At 41.0% G+C, this 21,939-nt stretch carries 19 protein-coding genes and 1 riboswitch; of the genes, 9 read left to right on the top strand and 10 right to left on the bottom strand.

The features are described from left to right. Positions 1-5: 5 nt before the first annotated feature. The 5 genes from ACJJVX_RS05905 to ACJJVX_RS05885 all read right to left on the bottom strand — a co-directional run bounded on the left by ACJJVX_RS05905 (position 6) and on the right by ACJJVX_RS05885 (position 7,408). A complete protein-coding gene (locus ACJJVX_RS05905) occupies positions 6-638 on the bottom strand; it encodes a 2OG-Fe dioxygenase family protein (RefSeq protein ID WP_082355588.1) in 633 nt (210 codons plus the stop codon). Positions 639-888: 250 nt separating this feature from the next. Further along, entirely contained in the window at positions 889-3,486 is a 2,598-nt protein-coding gene (acnB, locus tag ACJJVX_RS05900; protein ID WP_405630933.1) for a bifunctional aconitate hydratase 2/2-methylisocitrate dehydratase, read from the bottom strand. 266 nt (positions 3,487-3,752) lie between these two features. After that, positions 3,753-4,817, bottom strand: a complete 1,065-nt coding sequence (locus ACJJVX_RS05895; protein ID WP_054204552.1) for an OmpA family protein — start codon at positions 4,815-4,817, stop codon at positions 3,753-3,755. Between the two features lie 465 nt (positions 4,818-5,282). Next, complete coding sequence (locus ACJJVX_RS05890) at positions 5,283-6,698, bottom strand: protein adenylyltransferase SelO (protein ID WP_405630607.1); 1,416 nt, start codon at positions 6,696-6,698, stop codon at positions 5,283-5,285. Positions 6,699-6,706: 8 nt separating this feature from the next. Next, complete coding sequence (locus tag ACJJVX_RS05885) at positions 6,707-7,408, bottom strand: DNA-3-methyladenine glycosylase I (RefSeq protein WP_170174031.1); 702 nt, start codon at positions 7,406-7,408, stop codon at positions 6,707-6,709. A 180-nt stretch (positions 7,409-7,588) separates the two neighbouring features. Continuing rightward, positions 7,589-7,782, top strand: a riboswitch (Lysine riboswitch). A gap of 137 nt (positions 7,783-7,919) precedes the next feature. Between ACJJVX_RS05885 and dapA the strand changes: the two genes are divergently transcribed. The 5 genes from dapA (at position 7,920) to ACJJVX_RS05860 (ending at position 13,143) form a co-directional block, all read left to right on the top strand. Beyond that, positions 7,920-8,804 carry a 4-hydroxy-tetrahydrodipicolinate synthase gene (gene dapA / locus ACJJVX_RS05880; protein WP_054452893.1) on the top strand — a complete coding sequence of 295 codons (885 nt, stop codon included), beginning with the start codon at positions 7,920-7,922 and terminating at the stop codon, positions 8,802-8,804. Between the two features lie 15 nt (positions 8,805-8,819). Further along, a complete protein-coding gene (locus ACJJVX_RS05875) occupies positions 8,820-9,560 on the top strand; it encodes a 2,3,4,5-tetrahydropyridine-2,6-dicarboxylate N-succinyltransferase (protein WP_054206877.1) in 741 nt (246 codons plus the stop codon). After that, entirely contained in the window at positions 9,560-10,765 is a 1,206-nt protein-coding gene (locus ACJJVX_RS05870; RefSeq protein WP_405630604.1) for a PLP-dependent decarboxylase, read from the top strand. Before ACJJVX_RS05875 ends, ACJJVX_RS05870 begins: the two co-directional genes overlap by 1 nt. A 5-nt stretch (positions 10,766-10,770) precedes the next feature. Next, the gene (locus ACJJVX_RS05865) at positions 10,771-11,892 is read left to right on the top strand and encodes a succinylglutamate desuccinylase/aspartoacylase family protein (protein ID WP_054452897.1); all 1,122 of its coding nucleotides are present in this window, start codon (positions 10,771-10,773) and stop codon (positions 11,890-11,892) included. A 210-nt stretch (positions 11,893-12,102) separates the two neighbouring features. Beyond that, positions 12,103-13,143, top strand: a complete 1,041-nt coding sequence (locus tag ACJJVX_RS05860) for a phospholipase A (RefSeq protein ID WP_054206880.1) — start codon at positions 12,103-12,105, stop codon at positions 13,141-13,143. A gap of 55 nt (positions 13,144-13,198) precedes the next feature. Here ACJJVX_RS05860 and ACJJVX_RS05855 read toward each other — a convergent pair whose 3' ends face one another. Then, positions 13,199-14,092, bottom strand: coding sequence for a bifunctional GNAT family N-acetyltransferase/hotdog fold thioesterase (locus ACJJVX_RS05855; RefSeq protein WP_054206913.1), 894 nt, complete (start codon positions 14,090-14,092; stop codon positions 13,199-13,201). A gap of 233 nt (positions 14,093-14,325) precedes the next feature. On the opposite strand from ACJJVX_RS05855, the gene ACJJVX_RS05850 reads away from it, so the two are divergent. Beyond that, the gene (locus ACJJVX_RS05850; RefSeq protein WP_054206881.1) at positions 14,326-15,015 is read left to right on the top strand and encodes a spermidine synthase; all 690 of its coding nucleotides are present in this window, start codon (positions 14,326-14,328) and stop codon (positions 15,013-15,015) included. Between the two features lie 13 nt (positions 15,016-15,028). On the opposite strand, the gene ACJJVX_RS05845 is transcribed toward ACJJVX_RS05850, so the two are convergent. The 4 genes from ACJJVX_RS05845 to ACJJVX_RS05830 all read right to left on the bottom strand — a co-directional run bounded on the left by ACJJVX_RS05845 (position 15,029) and on the right by ACJJVX_RS05830 (position 19,216). Continuing rightward, complete coding sequence (locus ACJJVX_RS05845; protein ID WP_054206882.1) at positions 15,029-16,615, bottom strand: PAS domain-containing methyl-accepting chemotaxis protein; 1,587 nt, start codon at positions 16,613-16,615, stop codon at positions 15,029-15,031. Positions 16,616-16,912: 297 nt separating this feature from the next. Further along, on the bottom strand, positions 16,913-17,350 hold the full coding sequence (gene dtd / locus ACJJVX_RS05840) for a D-aminoacyl-tRNA deacylase (RefSeq protein WP_054452901.1): 438 nt from the start codon (positions 17,348-17,350) through the stop codon (positions 16,913-16,915). Next, on the bottom strand, positions 17,338-18,291 hold the full coding sequence (locus ACJJVX_RS05835; RefSeq protein WP_405630600.1) for an alpha/beta fold hydrolase: 954 nt from the start codon (positions 18,289-18,291) through the stop codon (positions 17,338-17,340). Before ACJJVX_RS05835 ends, dtd begins: the two co-directional genes overlap by 13 nt. A gap of 31 nt (positions 18,292-18,322) precedes the next feature. Continuing rightward, the gene (locus ACJJVX_RS05830) at positions 18,323-19,216 is read right to left on the bottom strand and encodes a virulence factor BrkB family protein (RefSeq protein ID WP_405630597.1); all 894 of its coding nucleotides are present in this window, start codon (positions 19,214-19,216) and stop codon (positions 18,323-18,325) included. A gap of 87 nt (positions 19,217-19,303) precedes the next feature. Between ACJJVX_RS05830 and ACJJVX_RS05825 the strand changes: the two genes are divergently transcribed. From ACJJVX_RS05825 to ACJJVX_RS05815, 3 genes are all read left to right on the top strand, one after another. Further along, positions 19,304-19,960, top strand: coding sequence for a DUF2959 domain-containing protein (locus tag ACJJVX_RS05825; RefSeq protein WP_054206886.1), 657 nt, complete (start codon positions 19,304-19,306; stop codon positions 19,958-19,960). A gap of 142 nt (positions 19,961-20,102) precedes the next feature. Further along, positions 20,103-21,194 carry an MBL fold metallo-hydrolase gene (locus ACJJVX_RS05820; RefSeq protein WP_405630594.1) on the top strand — a complete coding sequence of 364 codons (1,092 nt, stop codon included), beginning with the start codon at positions 20,103-20,105 and terminating at the stop codon, positions 21,192-21,194. A 101-nt stretch (positions 21,195-21,295) separates the two neighbouring features. Further along, entirely contained in the window at positions 21,296-21,829 is a 534-nt protein-coding gene (locus tag ACJJVX_RS05815; protein ID WP_054206888.1) for a methylated-DNA--[protein]-cysteine S-methyltransferase, read from the top strand. The last annotated feature ends 110 nt before the right edge of the window (positions 21,830-21,939 follow it).

Genomic DNA, 21,939 nt, shown 5'->3' with positions numbered 1-21,939 from the left:
ATTCCTTAAGCCGTCAACACAAAACAATCAAGGTAGCCTGCTTTACTCGCATCAATTTTATTCATTGGAGTCGCGTTGTGCCACACTTCACGGTCATTAATAAGCGCAAACATACCGTCTTTAATTTCCATTTTGAAACACGGCTCAGCTTGTTTGTTTTCATACACAAGTAGCTCGCCACCTTCTAAATTCTCATGTGAGACACCACAAATACACACATGGTCAAAACCATCTTGATGAATACCTTCGGGCGCTGGCGGTGTGTTGCTTTCAATTGCAAGCATGCGAAATTGATGAATTTCAATATCACGTTCTTCGCTTATACCTGTAATAGCACGAAACTCATTCACGATGCTTTTCATACCATTGCTTGCTAATAAGCTCGGCTCTAGATTTTCATAAGTGCGCTCTACATTACCTTGAAAAGTATTAATTGAATCATCTTGTACAAATGCTTTTGCAGCTTGCAATACTAGTTCATCATTTTGGACTTTAATCACTGAATAACGGCGTTTACGAAACGCACCATCGGCATAAGGATTAGCTGGGAGATTAGCAAATGATGGCTTTACCGCCTCGATATGAGCTTGGTTTACAAAACGAAGTTGTAGGAGGTTTTGGTTGTTTAATGCTGTCATAAAGATCTCGCCTAAAAATAAGAGGATTAACCCATAGAATAATGCGAGGATTTTAATGCAAACTCAGTAGATAATTGATTTTATATCGACACAAAGAAAAAATAGTTAACATTAATATTGCTCTAAATAACTAAAAATCAAATTAAATAACCAAACAAATTAGACTCTCCTGAATTGGTAGCTGAAATTGTTAGATATAAGAAATAAAAAAGCCTGCAGTGCAGGCTTTTATCTAACGATTAAGTAATATTTAAACTGCTTGCTGAATGATCACTTGGTCTGCTTTTTTAGTATAAGCAGGCATGCGATGGAAATTTAAATAACGGTATGTATCTGCTGCTGTTGCATTGATTTTCGCTGCATATTCTTGATATTCATCAGCCGTTGGTAGCTTACCTAAAATAGCCGCTACTGCTGCAAGCTCAGCTGATGCCAAGAATACATTTGCGCCATTACCTAAACGATTTGGGAAGTTACGGGTAGAGGTAGAAACCACTGTGGCTTTATCTGCTACACGTGCTTGATTCCCCATACATAATGAACACCCAGGGGTTTCGATTCGTGCACCAACACGACCAAAAATACCGTAGTAGCCTTCCTCTGTGAGTTGGTCTTTATCCATCTTAGTTGGCGGAGCAACCCACAGCTGCGTGGGAATGCGACCTTCAAAGCCATCGAGTAGTTTACCCGCTGCACGAAAGTGACCAATATTAGTCATACATGAACCAATAAATACTTCGTCGATTTTCTCACCCGTAACATCTGATAATAAACGTGCATCATCAGGATCATTTGGCGCACAAAGTATGGGTTCTTTAATGTCAGTTAAATCAATTTCAAGTACGTGTTTATACTCTGCGTCTGCGTCAGCTTCCATTAGTTCAGGATTTGCTAACCAGTCTTGCATTGCTGTAATTCGACGCTCAATAGTACGCACATCGCCGTAGCCTTCAGAGATCATCCACTTAAGCATTACAATGTTAGATTCAAGATATTCAGCGATAGACTCTTTAGAAAGTTTAACCGCACAACCCGCAGCTGAACGCTCTGCCGACGCATCAGATAATTCAAACGCTTGCTCAACAGTTAAGTGCTCAACGCCTTCAATTTCTAGTACGCGACCAGAAAACTCGTTGATCTTACCTTTTTTCTCAACGGTTAATAGGCCTTCTTTAATACCGTAGTAAGGGATTGCATGTACAAGGTCACGTAACGTGATACCTGGTTGTATTTCACCTTTAAAACGAACCAAAATAGACTCTGGCATATCAAGTGGCATTACACCGGTCGCAGCTGCAAATGCAACGGCTCCTGAACCTGCGGGGAATGAAATACCTAATGGGAAACGTGTATGTGAATCTCCGCCCGTGCCTACGGTATCTGGTAATAGCATACGGTTTAACCATGAGTGAATTACACCATCACCAGGGCGAAGAGAAACGCCTCCACGGTTCATGATAAAATCAGGGAGCGTGTGATGTGTGTTTACATCAATAGGTTTAGGGTAAGCCGATGTATGGCAGAAAGACTGCATTGTTAAATCTGCTGAGAAACCTAAACAGGCTAAATCTTTAAGTTCATCACGCGTCATTGGGCCTGTTGTATCTTGCGAACCCACAGTGGTCATTTTAGGCTCACAGTATTGACCTGGGCGAATACCTACAACGTTGCATGCTTTACCAACCATTTTTTGAGCCAAGGTAAAGCCTTTGTCAGATGCTTCCGTAACCGCAGGTACTTTAAACACATCTGTTGCACCTAAACCAAGTGATGCACGCGCTTTATCAGTTAAACCGCGACCAATAATCAGCGGAATACGACCACCTGCACGCACTTCATCTAAAATCACCTCAGATTTAAGTTCAAAAGTAGAGATAACTTCATCAGTACCGTGGCGCTTAACAACACCTTCGTATGGATAGATGTCGATTTGCTCGCCCATATTGAGTTCATCAACATTTAACTCGATTGGTAATGCGCCTGAGTCTTCCATTGTGTTGAAAAAGATTGGCGCAATTTTATTACCTAAACATACACCACCAACACGCTTGTTAGGTACAAACGGAATATCATTGCCCATAAACCAAAGCACAGAGTTAGTCGCAGATTTACGTGAAGAGCCCGTACCTACAACATCACCTACATATGCAAGTGGCAAACCTTTTGCTTTTAATTCTTCAAATTGTGTAATGGGGCCAACTTCGCCGCCTTTATCGGGTGTGATCCCATCACGTTCAATTTTTAACATTGCTAAAGCATGCAATGGGATATCAGGACGAGACCATGCATCTGGTGCTGGCGACAAATCATCAGTATTTGTTTCACCCGTTACTTTAAATACAGTCACTGAAATTTTTTCAGCAACCGCTGGCTTAGTCATAAACCACTGTGCATTTGCCCAAGATTCGATGATTTGCTGAGCAAAAACATTACCCGCTTTTGATTTTTCTTCAACATCATAGAATGCATCAAACATTAATAATGTGTTTGCAAGGCCCTTAGCTACAATTGGCGCTAATGTTTCGTCATCAAGTAGGTCAATCATTGGCGCAATATTATAGCCACCTAGCATGGTGCCTAATAATTCAGCTGCTTTTTCTTTTGATATGAGTGGTGAAATGGCTTCCTCTTTAGCAACCGCCGCTAAAAAACCAGCCTTAATGTAAGCAGCATCATCCACTCCAGGTGGCACACGATTTACTAATAAATTTAGAATAAACTCTTCCTCACCTGCAGGTGGAGTTTTTACTAATTCGATAAGATCAGCCGTTTGCTGAGCATCTAATGGCGCTGGTACGATACCTAACGCAGCACGCTCTTCGACGTGTGTACGATAATCTTGTAGCACAATATTTGCCCTCTTGGTGACGTTAAAGTAGCCAGCAGTGCGCGCTTTCACGAAACTTACCAAATACTTATAGAATTTTGACAATTAATTATAGAGCTTTTAAGTATAGATTAAAGCCCATACAGTAAAGCTAACCGCAATACCCACTATAAATAAAATAAATACAACTTAAAGAAGTCACTATTCACATGAATACCAATTGCGAATCATTATTATCAGACATAAAAAAACCCAGCACTTGGCTGGGTTTTTAAATACTATAACTATTAACGTTTAACTTTTACACGCTCAACAGTTGATACATGTGCTTCAACACGACGGTTTTCTGCGTGTGCAGCTCGTGTGTTAGCTGTATTTTTAAGACGCTCTTCACCGAAACCAACAGTAGTGATACGGTCTCTTGAGATGCCATCTTTAACTAACTCATCAGCAACATCATCTGCGCGCTTCTTAGAAAGTTTTTTGTTGTAACTTGCGTCACCCACAGCTGAAGCATGACCTTCAAGTAATACTGTTGTATCTGTATGCTCTTTTAAGAACTTTGATACTGAAGCAATATCATCGAAGTACTGTTGCTTAACCATTGCAGAATCATGCGGGAAAGTAACTAATAAGCTAGTTGTTACTTTAGTATCTTTATACAAAGTACAACCGTTAGCATCAACTGCATCAGCCATTGGTGTATTAGGGCAGTTATCATTTGCATCAGCAATATTATCGTTGTCGCTATCAGTAGGCTCTACAGCAACAGGTACTACAGCAGCAGTCACTGGCGCAGGTTTAACTGGCGCAGCTGACGAAGTTTGATTACCAAATAAGTAGCTTAAACCTAATTTACCAGCAACATCTGTGTAACCACGGTCAAGGCCTTGGTAGATAGACGTTTCAGCATTAAATGCAAAGTTATCTGTAAAGTAATGTTGGTAACCAGCACCTACGTTTGCAAAAGTAAGTTTTTCCATAACATCGATCTGTTTAAGACCGAAGATGCCATAAAATGGACCGCCGTCGATGTGGTAAAGACCATCGATACCTAAGCGATCGCCGCCCATACTTGTTTTTGTCATAGCAGGATTTGCATTTGAGATATCAAAATCCATATCAGCGTACTCAAGACGTGCACTCCAGTAATCGTTAAAACGATAACCTAGTTCAGCACCCCAGCCTGTTGAATCATCAACGTTAGTACCAGCGCTGCCACGTACATTTTCCCATGAAGCATCGTAATAATCGCCAAATGCGCCAATAAAGAAACCTTCTTTCTCAGCAGCGAAACTTGAAGCGCTAGTTGCAGCTAGTGCTAATGCAATTGTAAGTGATTTTAATTTCATTGTTTTCTTCCCATTTTAACAATTAAAACTGTAGCTAAGTAGTCCTAGCTCATTAAGTGTGCCCAGAGTACCGAATCTTTTGTTAATCATTACTTAACGAAAACACTTAAATTGTATTTTTTACAAAATAAAGTATTTATTAAAAATAAAGCGCCCTACATTATAGTTCAGATAAAAAACTTTACCTAACCTACTTAAATCTCGTACTGGATTAGTTAGTTAATAGATGACAACCATTTCCAGTTGAATAACATCTTAAGGAACAAGGCCTTTTTTCACTAATCCTAGTGGTGTGCATTATATTGGTTAATTTTAAATCAACAAGTAGAAAACGCATTTATTTCATATAATAAGTAAGAAATAATCATGAAAAATTCCTTTTATCATGATAAATGCTGTAGCTTGATTATTACCTTTAATAATTAACCCATTATAGGTCCGAAATACATCTATAAATTCATCAATTTAGGTACCACAAAAGGTTTTATATTGCGCACCGCCATCGGCAGGTGGTTGTAGCCATTGTGCGTTCTCTATCATTAACTTATACGGATTTTGCAGTGCAACTAAATATGCAGCCAATACCTCACTTGAACCTTTATTCTCAAATTCTTCAATAATAGCTTCAACAATATGGTTCCGTGGGATCATCATTGGGTTTGCCGCTCGCATTATCGCAAAACTATGTTGGTCGGTGCGTTTTAGCCACTTTAGTGACCACGCTTTTAGTGGCTGAGATATTACCTGCTCACCCTGCAGTGACTTGGTAAGCTCATCAAAGGTATTGGTATAATCTAATTTGTGGTCTTTTAATATCGCCAATAACTCAGCAACTAACTGCGCATCATCTGTATGGTGACCTGCAAAACCGAGTTTTTGAGCCCACATTTGCGTAAACGCTTGGTTAAACTGCTCAGCAAAACCATTTATTAATGGGCTAAGTAATTCGACGGCTTGTTCATCATCTTCGTGTATGAGTGGCAGTAAGCTCTCAGCCAAACGCGCGCAATTCCAGTTAGCTATGTTAGGCTGACTGCCAAATGCGTACCGCGCTTGTCGATCAATTGAGCTAAACACAGTATCAAAATCAAATTGATTCATCATCGCACATGGGCCGTAATCAATCGCCTCACCACTTATTAGTGTATTATCTGTATTCATCACGCCATGAATAAAACCAACCCGCATCCAACTTACGACCAAAGTGATTTGCTTTTCAATAACAGCTTTTAAAAATGCTAAGTAACGATCTGACCCTGTGGATTGAATTTCAGGGTAATGGCGCGCAATTGCACTATCAGCTAATGCCTGTAACGCTGACACGTCCCCTTGAGTTGCTAAATACTGAAAAGACCCCACTCTAATATGGCTACTTGCAACACGCGTTACTATCGCACCTTGCTGTGGTGGTTGCCTATAAACCGTTTCTCCACTGGCAACCACGGCTAAACAGCGTGTAGTCGGAACACTTAAGCCATGCATTGCTTCACTCATAATGTATTCACGTATCGCAGGGCCAATAGCACAGCGCCCATCACCACCACGAGAGAATGGCGTAGCACCGGACCCTTTTAACTGAATATCCCACAGCTGTTGATGTTGATCAGATACGGCACCCAATAAATGCGCGCGGCCGTCTCCTAAGCGTGGTGAAAAATGCCCAAATTGATGCCCTGAATACCCCAACGCAACGGCCGCAACAGTGCTGTTACTGGTATTTCCGCTAAAGATGGATGCGCGCTCTGACGGACTCACTTGAATATCGAGCTGTTTAGCTACCGCCTCATTCCAAAGTAATAAAGTTGGTGCAACAACAGGGCTAGGTAAATCAGGGACTGCAAAATCTTCTGCAATGTGAGTATAGCGACTAACAAGTTTCATTGGATTCCTTAGGCTTCGGTTGTTTGTATGCCAACGCGGTTATCACCCACGCTGTATGCCACTAATAAACTCAGCACTTGGAGGCTTAAGCCACTTTGCTGCTGTAATTCATTAAAAAAGTGCTGTGCGCTATTTAGTGATTTTTTAGTTTGCAAACCACCATCAATAATTTTATGCCCACGAAGATAAGCCTCAACATCACGCGACAACAAAAAGGTATCTTTGCCTAATGCGCGCAGTGTGTACGGGCCTGTGTTACCCCCTAAACGTGCACCGTGCTTTTTAAAATACGCCCACAAACCAATTATATCGTCACTTGGCCAATCAGCCACAAACTGACTAAAACTGCCATGCTGCTGAGCAACGTCGTGAATCATATATGCATTTTCTGGAATAGTTTGTACTTTTTTAAAGTTGCGAATAATACGTTCGTCAGTTGCTTTTTGCTCTAGCATATCAGGTGGCATCATCAGTAATTTTTCTACATTAAAGTCCCAAAAAACCTCTCTAAAGCCTGTCCATTTACTATTAATAACCGACCAATAAAAGCCGCTTTGAAATACCTTACGGGTAAACTCTTCAAGCCATGCATCATCAGGCAAGCATTTTAGTTGCTTATTAGAAAGCGGCGCGTAAAGCAATTGCTCAAGCATCGCTTCACTGCCTTTACGCTGCGCTGCTCGCTGATAAATTTCCTGAAATTTTTCCATTACTGAATACCCTTAAACCGACTTTGTTTGCTAGTGTACGAAAAAAAACATTAATACGTAACCACCCTCTCGAAGCGATCGTTCAAAAGCCAACTTGACACCTAGACGGCTAAAATGCTTTAATCACTGCCATTACCCCTATTTAAGGTGTAAGTTTTTTATTTAATGAAACTTACACTGTGGGCTAGAAGAGGTGCGTTATTCAGGTAACGTATGTGAGGAGCACACACTCCAATGATCATACGTGAGGGGAATTAACGCCGAGAAGTAACATTTTTTGTGAAGGGTTACTTCGGGCGACTGGGTTGAATCCCAGCGACTGTCACCAATAACAGCGCTGCTGTTAAATTTTTTGGTGGAGAGCTTCTGGTCTTAGCATGATAAGGCCATTGCGCCCTATTATATTAAGCCCATTCGCTCTTCGGATTATATTAGTTCGAATGACTACGATGCGGCGCACTTTCACGTACCCCACAGCATACTCATCGAACACTCTATAAGTTCGTTGTAGATGAAAAACAATTTTGATTTAAACAACTATCCTTTATGGACAGCACTTGTAACGCCTTTTACTGACGCTGGCGAAGTCGACTATGCGATTCTTGATCAATTAGTTGCGCAACAGCAAGCAGCAAATAACGGCATTTTACTGCTTGGCAGCACAGGCGAAGGCCTTGCCTTAACGCTTAAAGAGCAACAAGCCATTGTTGAACATGTATGCCAATTAAATCCGACCGTACCGCTTATGGTTGCTGTTGGCGGTATGAACCTCAAACAACAAATTGCTTGGGTTGAATACTGCAATAAACTGCCTATTCACGGCTACTTACTTGGCTCTCCTCTTTACGCAAAGCCAGGCGTGATTGGTCAAACCCACTGGTTTGAAAACCTACTCGATGCCAGTGTTCATCCATGCATGCTTTATAACGTCCCAGGGCGCAGCGCTGTTGATATTCCACCTGCCGTAATTAGCAATTTAAAAAATCATAAAAATTTATGGGCGCTAAAAGAAGCCAGTGGCGACATCGCCAAGTTTGAAGGTTTTAGAAATGCCGCACCACAGTTAGCTATTTTTAGTGGTGATGACGCACTTATGCCTTACTTTGCCCAAGCGGGTGCAAAAGGTTTAGTGTCTGTTGCAGCCAATGCGTGGCCGACACAAACCCATGAATTTGTAAAACGTAGCCTTAGCGGCCAACACCCCAATTTATTTGCCGATTGGTCACAAGCGATTCAAAGCTTGTTCGCCGTGGCAAATCCTATTCCCGTTAAAGTATTGATGCATTTACAAGGGCGTATTACTAGCCCGTATTTGCGCCCACCTTTAACGCACCTTGAGTTAACGCAAACTGATTGTATCAGTAATGCAAATAACACCATTTTATCTTGGCATTAAATACAGGTTTTTATAATGAGCTGGTTAGAACTATTAAATAATTTAGAATCGGGCGCAGTACGCGCAGCAACACAAGACGATAACGGCCAATGGCATGCAAACGTTGAAGTAAAAAAAGGTATTTTAGAAGCGTTTAAAAACGGCACTAATACTGAATTCGCTGGTGGTTTTGTAGATAAACATAACCTAGCACCACAAGAATTCACTGCTGAAAATGGTGTGCGTATGGTACCAGGTGGCTCAAGTGTTCGCCGCGGTGCACATGTTGCTAAAGGCACGATTATCATGCCACCAGCGTATGTAAACATTGGTGCATTTATTGACGAAGGCACTATGGTTGATAGCCACGCCTTGGTTGGTTCGTGCGCGCAAGTAGGTAAAAATGTACATTTAAGCGCTGCAGTACAATTAGGCGGCGTACTTGAGCCAATTGGCGCAAGCCCTGTAGTCGTTGAAGACGACGCATTTATTGGCGCAGGTTGTGTGATTGTTGAAGGCGTAGTCGTTAAAAAAGGCGCAGTACTTGCCCCTGGCGTACGTTTATCAGCCACTATCCCTGTATATGACTGCGTAAATGAGCGTCAGCTTGATAAAGGCGAACCTATTCCAGAATACGCGATTGTTATACCAGGTTCTCGTCCGGCATCAAACGCATGGGCACGCGAGCAAGGTTTAAGCATGTCATGCGCGTTAATCGTAAAATACCGCGACGAACAAAGCGATGCGTCATTACTTCTTGAAGAGGTTTTACGTTAATGACCTTTTTGAGCACGCCAGTTAAAACCGCCATTGATGAGTTATCAAGCCAGCTTGATACGCCATTTTTTGTGTATGACCTTGATACCCTAAACGCACACTTAGCGCGTTTAGTAACGCAAACACAGGTAAAGCTTTGGTATGCCGTTAAAGCTAATCCCCTATCTAAAGTGATTCAAAGCTTAGATAGCGCAGGCTTTAACTTTGATGTTGCAAGCAAGGGCGAACTTGAGCAAATACTTGCTCAAGGTATTAACAGCGAGCGCGTGCTCAACACCGGGCCTGCAAAGAGCCCGAAACAAATTAAACACTTTATTGAGCGCGGAGTACGCATATTTGTTGCCGAAAGCCTCAATCAAGTACGCTGGCTCAATGAGCAAGCAAGCTTACTAAACTGTCAGCTGCAAGTATTGCTACGCGTACAATTACGCTGGCCCGAAGGCGAAAAAAACCCACTAGGTGGCGATAGCTTAACGCCGTTTGGGCTCGGTTGTGATGAATGGCAGGCGCTAAATACTCGCGACTACCCTGCGCTAAACTTTGACGGCCTGCATATTTTTCAGTGGGGCAATATGCTCAGCAGTGACAAACTCGCAGAGCTCTGGTCACAAATGATTGCGCCGCTAACGCAACTTGCCGACGACTTAGGCATTAATTTAAAAGTACTCGATTTAGGCGGTGGTTTAGGTATTCCATACACGTTAGATGCGCCCACTCTAAGCTGGGATGCACTGATTGATGCACTTGCAAAAATTAAACGCGATGCTGGCGTAGATGAATTATGGATGGAACTTGGTCGTTATGCCGTAGGTGAGTGTGGTCATTACGCAACGCCTGTCGTTGAAAGTAAATTAAACTATGGCCAACAACAAGTGATTTTAAGCGGTGGAATAAACCACTTATTACGCCCAGCGGTAACCAGCCAAGACTTCCCTGTACGACTATTGCGTGAGTCAAACGCAACAACGCAAGCAATGAGTTTATATGGCCCACTGTGCACTGCGCTTGATTGCTTAGGCGAACACCATTTACCTAAGGATTTAAATGAACATGACTGGCTGGTATTTAGTCAGTGTGGCGCCTACGGATTTACCGAAAGCATGCCGTACTTTTTATGCCATGAATTAGCCGCCGAATACACGTTACAAAATGGCCAATTAACCTGTGTACGTCAAGCTGAAGATGCTAGCTACTACCTGAGGTAATTAATATGAGTACTACAACACCCATTAGCCAAGAAAACATTGTAGTCGGTGAAGTCGCCAATGGTTTACCGCTCACGATTCCAGTGTATCGAATTAAAGGCGATGGCAGCGGCCCTAGCGTTTACGTGCAAGCAAATATGCATGGCGCAGAAGTGCAAGGTAATGCCGTTATCTTCCAATTACTTGAGCAGCTTAAGTGCCTTAAACTCAAAGGCGATATCACTTTAGTCCCTTACGCGAATCCTATTGGTTGCAATCAAAAATCAGGGGAATTTACCCTCGGTCGCTTTGATCCAATAACGGGCACCAACTGGAACCGTATGTATCACTGCAACAGTAACTTAGCGGTGCAATTTGCCGAGCAATACGCAGATGCAGATGATCACACTTTAAAAAGCGCATTTAAAGCCGCGCTGATCGATGAAGTCGATCAGCAATTAACGGGCCCCGCGTACCGCCTAACCACAGGTAAACGCATTGCTCTTAATTTGCAAAAGCTCGCCCACCAAGCAGATATTGTTTTGGATTTACACACGGGGCCAATCTCTAGCCAGCATTTATATTGCCCTGATTATGCGAAAGCCAGCGCCAGCTACTTTAATATTCCCCATGTGTTATTTATCCCAAATGACTTTGATGGTGCAATGGACGAAGCCAGTTTTTGCCCATGGTGGCAATTAACAGACGCACTTGCCAAACAAGGTCGTGAGTTTGCCGTGCAGGTTGAAGCGTTTACCGTGGAGCTTGGTAGCCAAGAAAAAATTGATTTGAGTGCAGCATTTGATGATGCCAATAGTATTTTAAGCTATCTAAATCATAAACAAGTATTACTTGATGCACCTCACCTGCCAAAAGCGATAACTCGCTATGGCTGCAATTTAAATGACTACCTTGCCTATTACGCACCAATGGGCGGCATGGTCGAATATATTGCGCCATTGGGGGGTCACATCAAAGCGGGTGAGCCAATTGCAAAAGTACTGCGCATGGAGCGTTATTTAAGTGAGCAGCCTTTGCAAACACTCACACTTGATTGTGATGCCATCGCAATTTTGCACTTTGCATCAGCGAGTGTAAACCAAGGCACTGAACTGTATAAATTTTTTACTAACGTATTTGAGCTTTAACTTTTGTGTAAAGCTCACTCCCATCTCATTGCGTGAGAGCAATATCACCTTAGGGTAATATTGCATTGAACAAGCGGCTACGGCCGCTTTTTCTCTTTTTGCATAGTATAAAATCAATTCAAATAGATAAGTTCAGTAAAAGTTCACCATCATTAAGTTAAAAACACGGTATACTTTTAACAACACACGGTTTTTCTCAAAGGAATAATAATGACTTGGCGCTACGGGATTCTATTTACTACATTGTTGTCCAGCACTGCAATTGCACAACAAGCACAAATCGAAAAAAAGAACGAACAAAGCAGCAATATTGAACTCGTAAAGCAATGTATTTTAAATGAAGCTATTGCTGGTGATGGCAACCAAACGCTAGACCAACTTCGTAAAAAGTGTTCAGCACTTGATGAAAGTAAACAAATTACAGCACTTGATAAACGTCAAGCCCGTGAACAAGTAAGCCAGAAAAACCGCAATGTCATAACTCCGCACAAACGTAATTACATATTGCCTTTGTCATATGTATCAAACCCAAATGTACGCCCGTTTGATGGCTTAAATGAATTAACCCAAGACAGTGACGGCGAACCACTTGATAATCTTGAAGCAAAGTATCAACTATCAATCAAAGTTCCTTTATATAACGACTTTGATGATGAAGATCAGGCTGTATATTTTGGCTTTACATTGCAATCATTTTGGCAGCTTTATAACAAAGAAATCTCATCTCCATTTCGCGAAACAAATTACGAACCGGAGATCTTTTGGGTTAACTTCCTCGATCCTGAACATGTGCTTTGGGGTGATGAAATGGCAATTTCAATTGGCGCAGTACACCAATCAAATGGTCGAAGCCAACCCAACTCGCGATCATGGAACCGCATTTATGCTGATTTCATCTGGGAAAATGAAGGATTTGTTTTTAGCTTTAAACCTTGGTACCGCATTTCAGAAGAAAGAAAAGAAGACCCTATGGTAGCAAAAGGCGATGACAACCCTGATATCCATAAATATATGGGGTACTTTGAATTTTCAGGCGCATATCGCTGGAACGAACACGAATTTAGTTTTATGACCCGCAATAATTTAAATTCAGATAATCGTGGTGCTATTCAATTAGATTGGTCTTTTCCTTTATGGGGTAGGCTACGCGGCTACGGGCAATACTTTAACGGCTACGGTGAAAGTTTAATTGACTACAACGCAGATATAGAGCGCATCGGCATCGGTATACTCTTGACTGATCTTCTATAAGCACTATTTAAAAAGCCAAGTATTCACTTGGCTTTTTATTTAGCATATAACAGCGCTATTTTTTAATAATAAATTGCCCTTCAAATTCAGCGACCAGCACATCGCCATCGTATATTTCAACAGGCACTAAATAACTGGCTTTACCTTCACTTTCAAGCTCGGCTAGCTTTCCTTTACAGCCACTTAAATCAACACTCCCACGAGGCTCATTATTCAACGGCTTTAAATATTTAATATTAGCATCGGCCAACACTATATTACCTTCAAGCTGCGCTTCTTTAAGCGCTAAGTAAGTCGCTCCCCACCCAGTTAATGTCGCTAAGCTATAAATAGATCCTGCAAACATCGTATTGTGCAGGTTTAAATTAGCATCCAAGTCTGCACTGGTCGTGAATTGCCAATCGGTGTAGCTCTCCACTTTAATACCCATTGCATCACTGATCGGGATCGACTCACGCCATGTATTTTGCAATACTTGAGTCCAATTTGGATGACGAAACCAGCCTGGCTCAGACGGCTTTTGCTTTATCATTTTCCAATGCTGTACATCGTCATAGGCTAAATGGGCTTTTTCTTTTAATTCGTAGCCGTGGCGCTTATAAAAATCCAATGCGCGTTCACGCGCATACAACACAAGCTCACCTGCATCTTGTGTCCATGCTAATTTTTCAAGTTCATGTAATAAGCGACTGCCAATATGCTGATTTCGATTACCTTCAGCCACGGCCATATAACGGACTTGTGCTTGTTGGTGATTATTAAAATGAAGCCGTGCAACACCTAACACTTCACCTGCTTTATTCTTTATAAAACGATGTTCAGCATCTTGCTCTAAATCATCTTGCTCAGAGCCACGCGGTTCATTCCAAGGCGCGCGCAGTACCTGCCAACGTAATTGATAATAAGCTTGCCAATCTTCGCTACTTTGTGGTGTTGTCACCTGAAACATAATCACTCCTGTTGCAATCAAGGCCGCCATAAACAACTCATTAAATTAAAACATCTACACACGCGAGCGGTTTATTTAATAAGAATGCGGTCTGTTATTATTTGCAAACTACCATACTCGATTTGATAAACACTTGGAATACGACTTTGGTTAGCCAAGAGAAATAACTATTGTTACCTGTAAAACCTAGCGGACAAGCTGGCACTTTACCTTGACTCATCTATTCTCATGTAATGGAATATTTATTAAAAGCAAACGGGACAGTAAAACAGTGTTTTGTTGAAGACTGTCACCGTATAGGGCAATTACTATATTGGCAAAAGTGCGGCGCTGATTGCATTCAAGTGCGTGAGTATAAACAACTTCGTTGGTTACTCATCAACGACACACTTCAATCAGTGGTAACAACGGACGATCCCAGTCAGCTACACTTTCCTCACTTACAGCACTTGGCAAAGTTATGGCAGTCAATTCCAGTTCCACAAAGCATATTGGAGCTTGGCCTAGGCGGTGGTGCTATACATAACTATCTACGACTCACCTACCCTAATTGCAATCTAATATCGATAGAAAAAAATCCGGACATAATTCATTGCTACACACATTTTTTTGATAAAAAAAGTGACTCAAATTTACGATGTTTAGATGCTGAAATAGAGCTTGAAAGAGAGCAGGTATATGACTGGATTATACTTGATTTATTTAGCAAACTCGATGTTCCACTATTTTTATACAAGCAGCAGTTTTATCGAAAAATCTATAAAAAACTATCAAAAAATGGCTGCCTGTTTATTAACTTCCTTTCCCAACATGACTCTCAATTAAAACAACTCGAATCGATATTACTTAGTACATTTTCAATACAACCCACCATAAAGCACATCTCTGGTTATGCAAACCATATTGTACTGTTGAAAAAATAACGGTCTATTTACTCTACTTTGATTTTTGCGCCCAAAAATGTTGCGCGATACTATTTAGAGCAGTTGAATGCGTTTGTAAAGCTGCGCATTTAGCAATATTTTGCTCAGAAGATTGTAAACCGCTTTCACTATAATCCTTAATTTTTGTAACATTTTCAGTTATCTCTTCCGCAACTTTCACTTGCTGCTCAACTGAAGTCGCAACCTGAATATTAAGATCCAGAATATGATTCATCTCCGTGCTCATATACTCAATTGATGTTTTAGCTTGGGTCGTTGAATCCACACTACTCGATACGCGTTGCTGTGCTTTTTCCATTGCGGCAACAGCGGATTTTGTACCTTGATTTATCTTCTCTATTGTCTTCACAATTTCTTCTGTGGACTGATGGGTTCTATTAGCCAAAGTACGAACCTCATCTGCAACAACAGCAAAACCACGACCTTGCTCACCTGCTCTTGCAGCCTCAATTGCTGCATTTAAGGCTAATAAGTTAGTTTGTTCTGCAACCGAACGTATAACAGCAACTACATCATTAATAGCTGCACCATCTTTTTCTAATTGCTCTACAACGCTTGCTGCATTGTTAACATCATTACTTAGCTCGTTCATATTATTAACTGCTTCTTCAACCTGTAATAAACCTTGTTGAGCATACTCATGTGTCGATTTTGCTGCGCTTGATGTTGCATGTGCATTACTCGATACTTCATTAAAACTTGCAGACATTTGAGTAATTGCCGATGCCATGGAGTCTGTTTGCTGATATTGCATAGACACACGAGAATGATTTTGTGACAACTCATGCTCTAAACTATTTAATGCATCGCCCATATTCACTGATGCATCATTTATACGCCCTACAATCGCTCCAGCTTCTTTACTTAACACCTCCAGCGCCAGTAACACCTTGTTCGCTGCATTATTATTTCCCGTATAAATATAGGTAGCTAATGGATCATCTACTATCGATTGTGCTTTTTCGATTACTTTATGCCATTGCTTTGATTGCCATAATAAACTGGTCAATAATAAACACATAGGGATAAGCGGTAACCCTAGTGCACTACCTAAAGAGGCTTGAGTGAAATTAAAAATCAAAAAGGCTGTTAATAAATAACAAAATAAAACCCCACACACCATAAACATTGTCGCAGAAGCCTTCTCCCACCAAGGGATTCTAAATTCCCCTCCGCTTTGTAATTTTTTGTATAAATTTTCAGCTCTATTTTTAACAGAGTCTTTTGGCCTCACCCTAATCGACTGATATTCAATTTGACCTGTCGCTGTCTTTAAAGGGCTTGCATAAGCGTCGACCCAATAATGGTCACCATTTTTACAGCGATTTTTAACTATTCCCATCCACGATTTACCTGATTGCACACATTGCCAAAGGTCAGCAAACGCAGCAGGAGGCATATCTGGGTGACGAACAATATTATGATACTGACCTATTAAATCAGCTTCATCAAATCCAGAAATGGCTATAAAATCTTTATTTATATACTTTATTTTACTATCGGGAGATGTAATCGAGAGAATATTAACAGAGGAAGGTAACTCGATGTTCTTTTGGGTTACGGGCTCATTTTTACGCATTATTGATTCACTACCTTTGTAAACACCAATATTATTGAAGCGAGGCCCTACTCAAGCTTGCTTGCCACTTTTTAGGCTCTACGGACTTTTTATTATTGTAGTAGGGAATCAGCTAATGGGTATAAATAAGCAAAAATATATACCCAAGTCCCCAAAATATCAGTTTATGTAGGAATTAAAAGCGATGTAGGCAGGCATTGATTGTAAAGGATGGTTATTCCCTTGTTAAAATAAATAACGCAATATAAATCGTTTTAAATCAACTTTTGGCATCTTGAAGTGAGTTGGGTAGAGTAGCTATATAGTGAGCAAAAAAGTCACTGGCCCGTCGTTACATAAACTCACCTGCATATCAGCAGCAAAGCGTCCTGTTGCAACGCTCAGCCCCGCAGCTTTTGCTTGGTCTACAAAGTATTCGTATAGCTCATTTGCCTGAGCAGGTGTAGCCGCAGACGAAAAGCTCGGCCGCATACCTTTTTTTGTATCTGCAGCAAGTGTAAATTGCGAAACAACCAGTAATTCGCCTTTTATATCTTTCAAGCTGAGATTCATTTTATCGTTTTCATCACTGAATATTCGATAGTTACTCACTTTATGAAGTAGTTTATTTGTGGTGTCTTTATCGTCATGTTTTTCAACACCTAATAACAGTACTATTCCTTGTTTTATTTGACCTACAAGCTGATCATCTACCTCTACCTTTGCGTGTTTTACTCGCTGGATTAATCCTTGCATTTATTCCTCGTTAATTTGATATACATAAGATCGGCTGCTCGCCTTGCTGCCGCTAAATATACCTGATTATCAACACCGTGCCCAACACCATCTAAAATCAATAGTTGTGAGTTCAGGCTACTTGCAAGTCGTTGAGCAACACTAAAGCGACACACTAAATCTTGGCGTCCATGAATAAACCAAATAGGTAAATGAGATAAACAGTCGCCATGCTGCGCTATATGATTATCATCTATAAAGCAGTGATTAATAAAGTAGTGCACCATTAAACGCGCCATATTTAAACCATGCTGCGGGCAACTAAGCGTCCATTGTAGCGACTGCTTCCCTTGACTTAAAACAGCCTCCCACTGGCACCATAACTTAGCAAATCGACTGGCACTTATTTGATTCTCACTAGCCAATTGCTGTTCGTAGAACGCTAAAATACTCATTGCATCAGGTAAATCATGAGAAAACTTAGCGTATAGCTCAGGGTAAAACTGCGCACCGGCACCTTGCGAGCTGTATAACCACTCTAAATCAGCATGTGCAGCTAAAAATGTACCACATAAAATCAACCCAAAAACATGCTCTGTATGCTTAATTGCATAAAGTAAACATACGGTTGCCCCCCACGAAGCGCCAGATAGCAACCATTTAGTAATGCCTAGGTAAGCCCTCAAATAATCAAGATCTTTGATTAAGTCAGCCGTTTCATTCGCGATAAGGTGATGAGGAGTTGATAAACCGCAGCCTCGTTGGCTATATAAAATAATGCGGTACCGGGTTGGGTCAAAAAAGCGGCAGTTGTCAGCATGTAAGCCCACACCGGGCCCGCCATGACAAATCACAACGGGTAAACCATTGGGGTTACCGTATTCTTGCACATGTATCTGGTGTCCATCCCCCACACTCAAATGAAAATCGTGGTAGGGGGTTATGTTCGGATATAACGGCATATTGCTGGCTCCTAACAAAACACATTGCTATTTAACGGATGTTTTCCTCCTCATCAAGAATGATCCCAGGCGTATCTTCGATATCTTTTGGGCTTATGCACACGGTAAACTCAGCACCGAGCAACACCACAACCCACGACAAATACACCCAAACAAATAAGATGGGGATTGTAGCCACCGCACCATAAATAACTTCGTACGAAGGAAAGTGACTAATATAAAGTGCAAAACCTTTTTTAGTTAGCTCAAAAAGTAACGCCGCAAAAAAAGCACCCGGTATCGCAGCTCTAAACGATACTCGCGTATTAGGCACTAAAGTATAGAGCATAATAAAGCCAGCCATAGAAATTAAATAAGGCAGTAGTTTAAGTAAAAACCCACTGAATCCTGGAATCCCTTGATCAGCAAACGACACTAAAGATACTATGTATGAAGTCACACCAATACTTGCGCCTAATAACAATGGCCCTAAGCTTAATACCATCCAATAAACTGCAAACGAAATCATCATTGGGCGTTTATGTTTTATGCGCCAAATTCTGTTCAGTGTTGCGTCCACATTGCGGATCAAAAGCAGTGCTATTGCGGCTAAAAAACCGATACCGACAGCGGTCATTTGATTGGCATTACCAGCAAAAGAGCTAATATGCTCCTTAATCACATCAGAGGAAGTCGGTACAAAATTGGTGAATAAAAAATTTTCTATTTCGATTCTTGTAGATTCGAACCCCGGAAAAGCCGAAAATATTGCCACGCCAACTGCTATCAATGGCACTAAAGATAACAAAGTAACATAGGCTAAATAACCTGCATTAACAGTGATTTGGTCATCAATGCAACGATTTATATACTGCATCCACCAACCAGGTTGTTGACGTATAAACGAAGCTGCTTGCTGCCTATAGTGCGTGACCTTATCGCTCATAAAGTTAACTTTTTACAAAATAATTTTGATTATCATAGCAATCGCCCACATAATTTGCAGTATCAACGGATTTAAAAAGAGATCTCAATGAAAAAAAGTACATTTCTCAGCGCACCACTTTTAGCACTCACCCTAGCTTTATCGGGTTGCCAATCTGCCTATTACTCAGCAATGGAGTCTGTCGGTGTACATAAACGCGACATACTCGTTGATCGTGTAGAAGAGGCAAAGGAATCACAAGAGGAATCGCAAGAAGAATTTCAATCAGCATTAGAACGCTTAACCACTTTAATTAACTTTGACGGTGGCGAGTTACAAGAGGCTTATAACCAACTTAATGATGATTACGAGTCAAGCTTGAAAGCTGCTGAAGATGTAACCACCAACATCAATAAAGTTGAAGACGTTGCGGACGCGTTATTTGACGAGTGGGCAGATGAACTTGAGCAATACAAAAGTGCATCTTTAAAGCGTGAAAGTAGCAAAAAACTTAATTCGACTAAGCGCCAATTTGACCAACTACTGCGCTCAATGCGAAGTGCCGAAAGCAAAATGGAGCCAGTACTTTCATCGTTAAAAGATAATGTATTGTACTTAAAGCATAACTTAAATGCGCAGGCTGTAACCGCCATAAAAGGCGAATTTACAAACCTTAAACGCGATATTCAAATATTGATGAATGATATGAACAAGTCAATTGCTGACTCAAACAAATTTATTGAACAAATGAATAAAGCAGGATAATAATCCTAGGATCTAAAACTATTAAGCCCATTCACTGTAATGGGCTTTTTTATTGTTATTTTTTGTTACTTTTAAAATGTTTTTTAATCGGCTGTTTTTGGTACACTTTTATGTAGTTAAAATTACAAAGCGTAAATAAACAATGAAGGTATACGGTGTTGGTTTAATCATTGCTTCGTGCTTATTGGCCGCGTGTGGTACGCCCAATCAAGTGACCCAGATAACCGCACCAGATGCTGTTATTGCACAATACAAAGAGGGTGATCGTGCTGGTCGCTACCATAATGTATACCCAAAAAAGCAAAATTACCCGACCACCTGCGAAACTGACTGCTACCCTGCTCACCCCGATTTGCTGTGTGAAACGAGCGCTGAAAACTGCCAGTATCAAGGTAGGCAAACACTGCCACAGTTAAATACCAACTACACTGTCCGCTGGCTGGGTCACGCTAGTTTTTCGATCAATACCCCAAACGGTCAGCATATATTATTTGATCCCGTAAAAGCGCAGTTTGATTCCCCCGTTGATATCGCATTTAAACTTACAGGAGGCATCTATCGTCAGCCTGGTGCTTGGTTAAATGAGCAAGAGTTAGCCGGTATTGATGCCGTTATGTATTCACATATCCATTATGATCATTTCAATAAAGCCGATATAGAACTCATAGGTAATAAGCCCTATTACTTAACGCCACTTGGTATGGCGGATAACTTTCCTACAGGTGGTTTTAACATCAGCGAAATGCCGTGGTACTCAAAAACCAATATTGATGATTTAACGATCCACGCAGTGCCAGCTCATCATTTTAGCAATAGAGTACTTATTCCCTACATCTACGATGATGACAATAAAGACTCATGGAATGGCTGGTTGCTAGAACAAAATGGTAAAACTTTATTTTTTGCAGGCGATACGGGCTATTCAAAACACTTTCAAGACATTCAGCAAAAATATGGCGATATAGATGTATGCCTAATACCCATCGCTTCTTACTATCATAAAGAAAACGGCAAATGGTATCGCTATGTCCATACCACACCGGAAGACGCGCTAAACGCAGCACAAGAGCTTAATTGTAAAGTTATGATACCGTGGGGCTATGGCAACTCAAGTTGGCAGATGGGCGATCACAGCAGCCATTCTGCGTTACTGCGTTTATTGCATATGTATAAAAAAATGGATTCACAAGTACCGCTATATATTCTTAATGAAGGTGAAAGTGTGCAATTGTAGTCATTAACAAGCTGTAGAGCATTCGACGATATTACTGAGCGAATCAGACAATGTACGTTTTAGCGAAACCACTTAACTTTTCAACTAGGGAGACGACTGCAATGTTTGTCGATTATATTGATACACCGCTAGGGTGTGTTGAATTTAAAGCATCAGATAAAGGCATTACCCAAGTTATATTTTCTGGGGAAATAAAAACCCACGTCATAGCCAGCGATATAACAACTGAGTGTAAAAAACAGTTACATGAGTATTTCGCAAAAGCACGCAAAGAATTTGACCTACCCCTTGATCCTAAAGGAACAGATTTTCAAAAATCAGTGTGGTACTGCTTATCAAACATTCCCTATGGTGAAGTCGTCACGTATTTAGACATCGCTAAAATGGTGAATAAGCCCAAAGGCTCTCAGGCCGTTGGCGGCGCTAATGGCCGAAATCCTATTAGCTTAATTGTACCGTGCCATAGAGTGATAGGCAGTAATGGCTCACTCACAGGCTATGCAGGAGGAATTGAGCGTAAATTGTGGTTACTCAGCCATGAAGGCTTTGAAGTTAAGCCATCAAAAGAAAGCCAACAACTCGACATTCAAAATGTGATTCATTCACGACAAGCCAAAACCGAGTTTTTAGCTTAACCTCTGCCCTGTTATTATTCACCTTGAAATTACTGAGTTACTTAAACTGTAGGTCGAGATTTATCCCGAAAAAGTAATTACGTTAGCGCCTGCGCGAGGTAAATTCCCAC

Origin of the sequence: Pseudoalteromonas sp. Ld20 (genome assembly GCF_045064175.1) — a bacterium.
Lineage (GTDB): Bacteria > Pseudomonadota > Gammaproteobacteria > Enterobacterales > Alteromonadaceae > Pseudoalteromonas > Pseudoalteromonas neustonica.
This window is presented reverse-complemented; position numbering and strand designations above follow the sequence as displayed.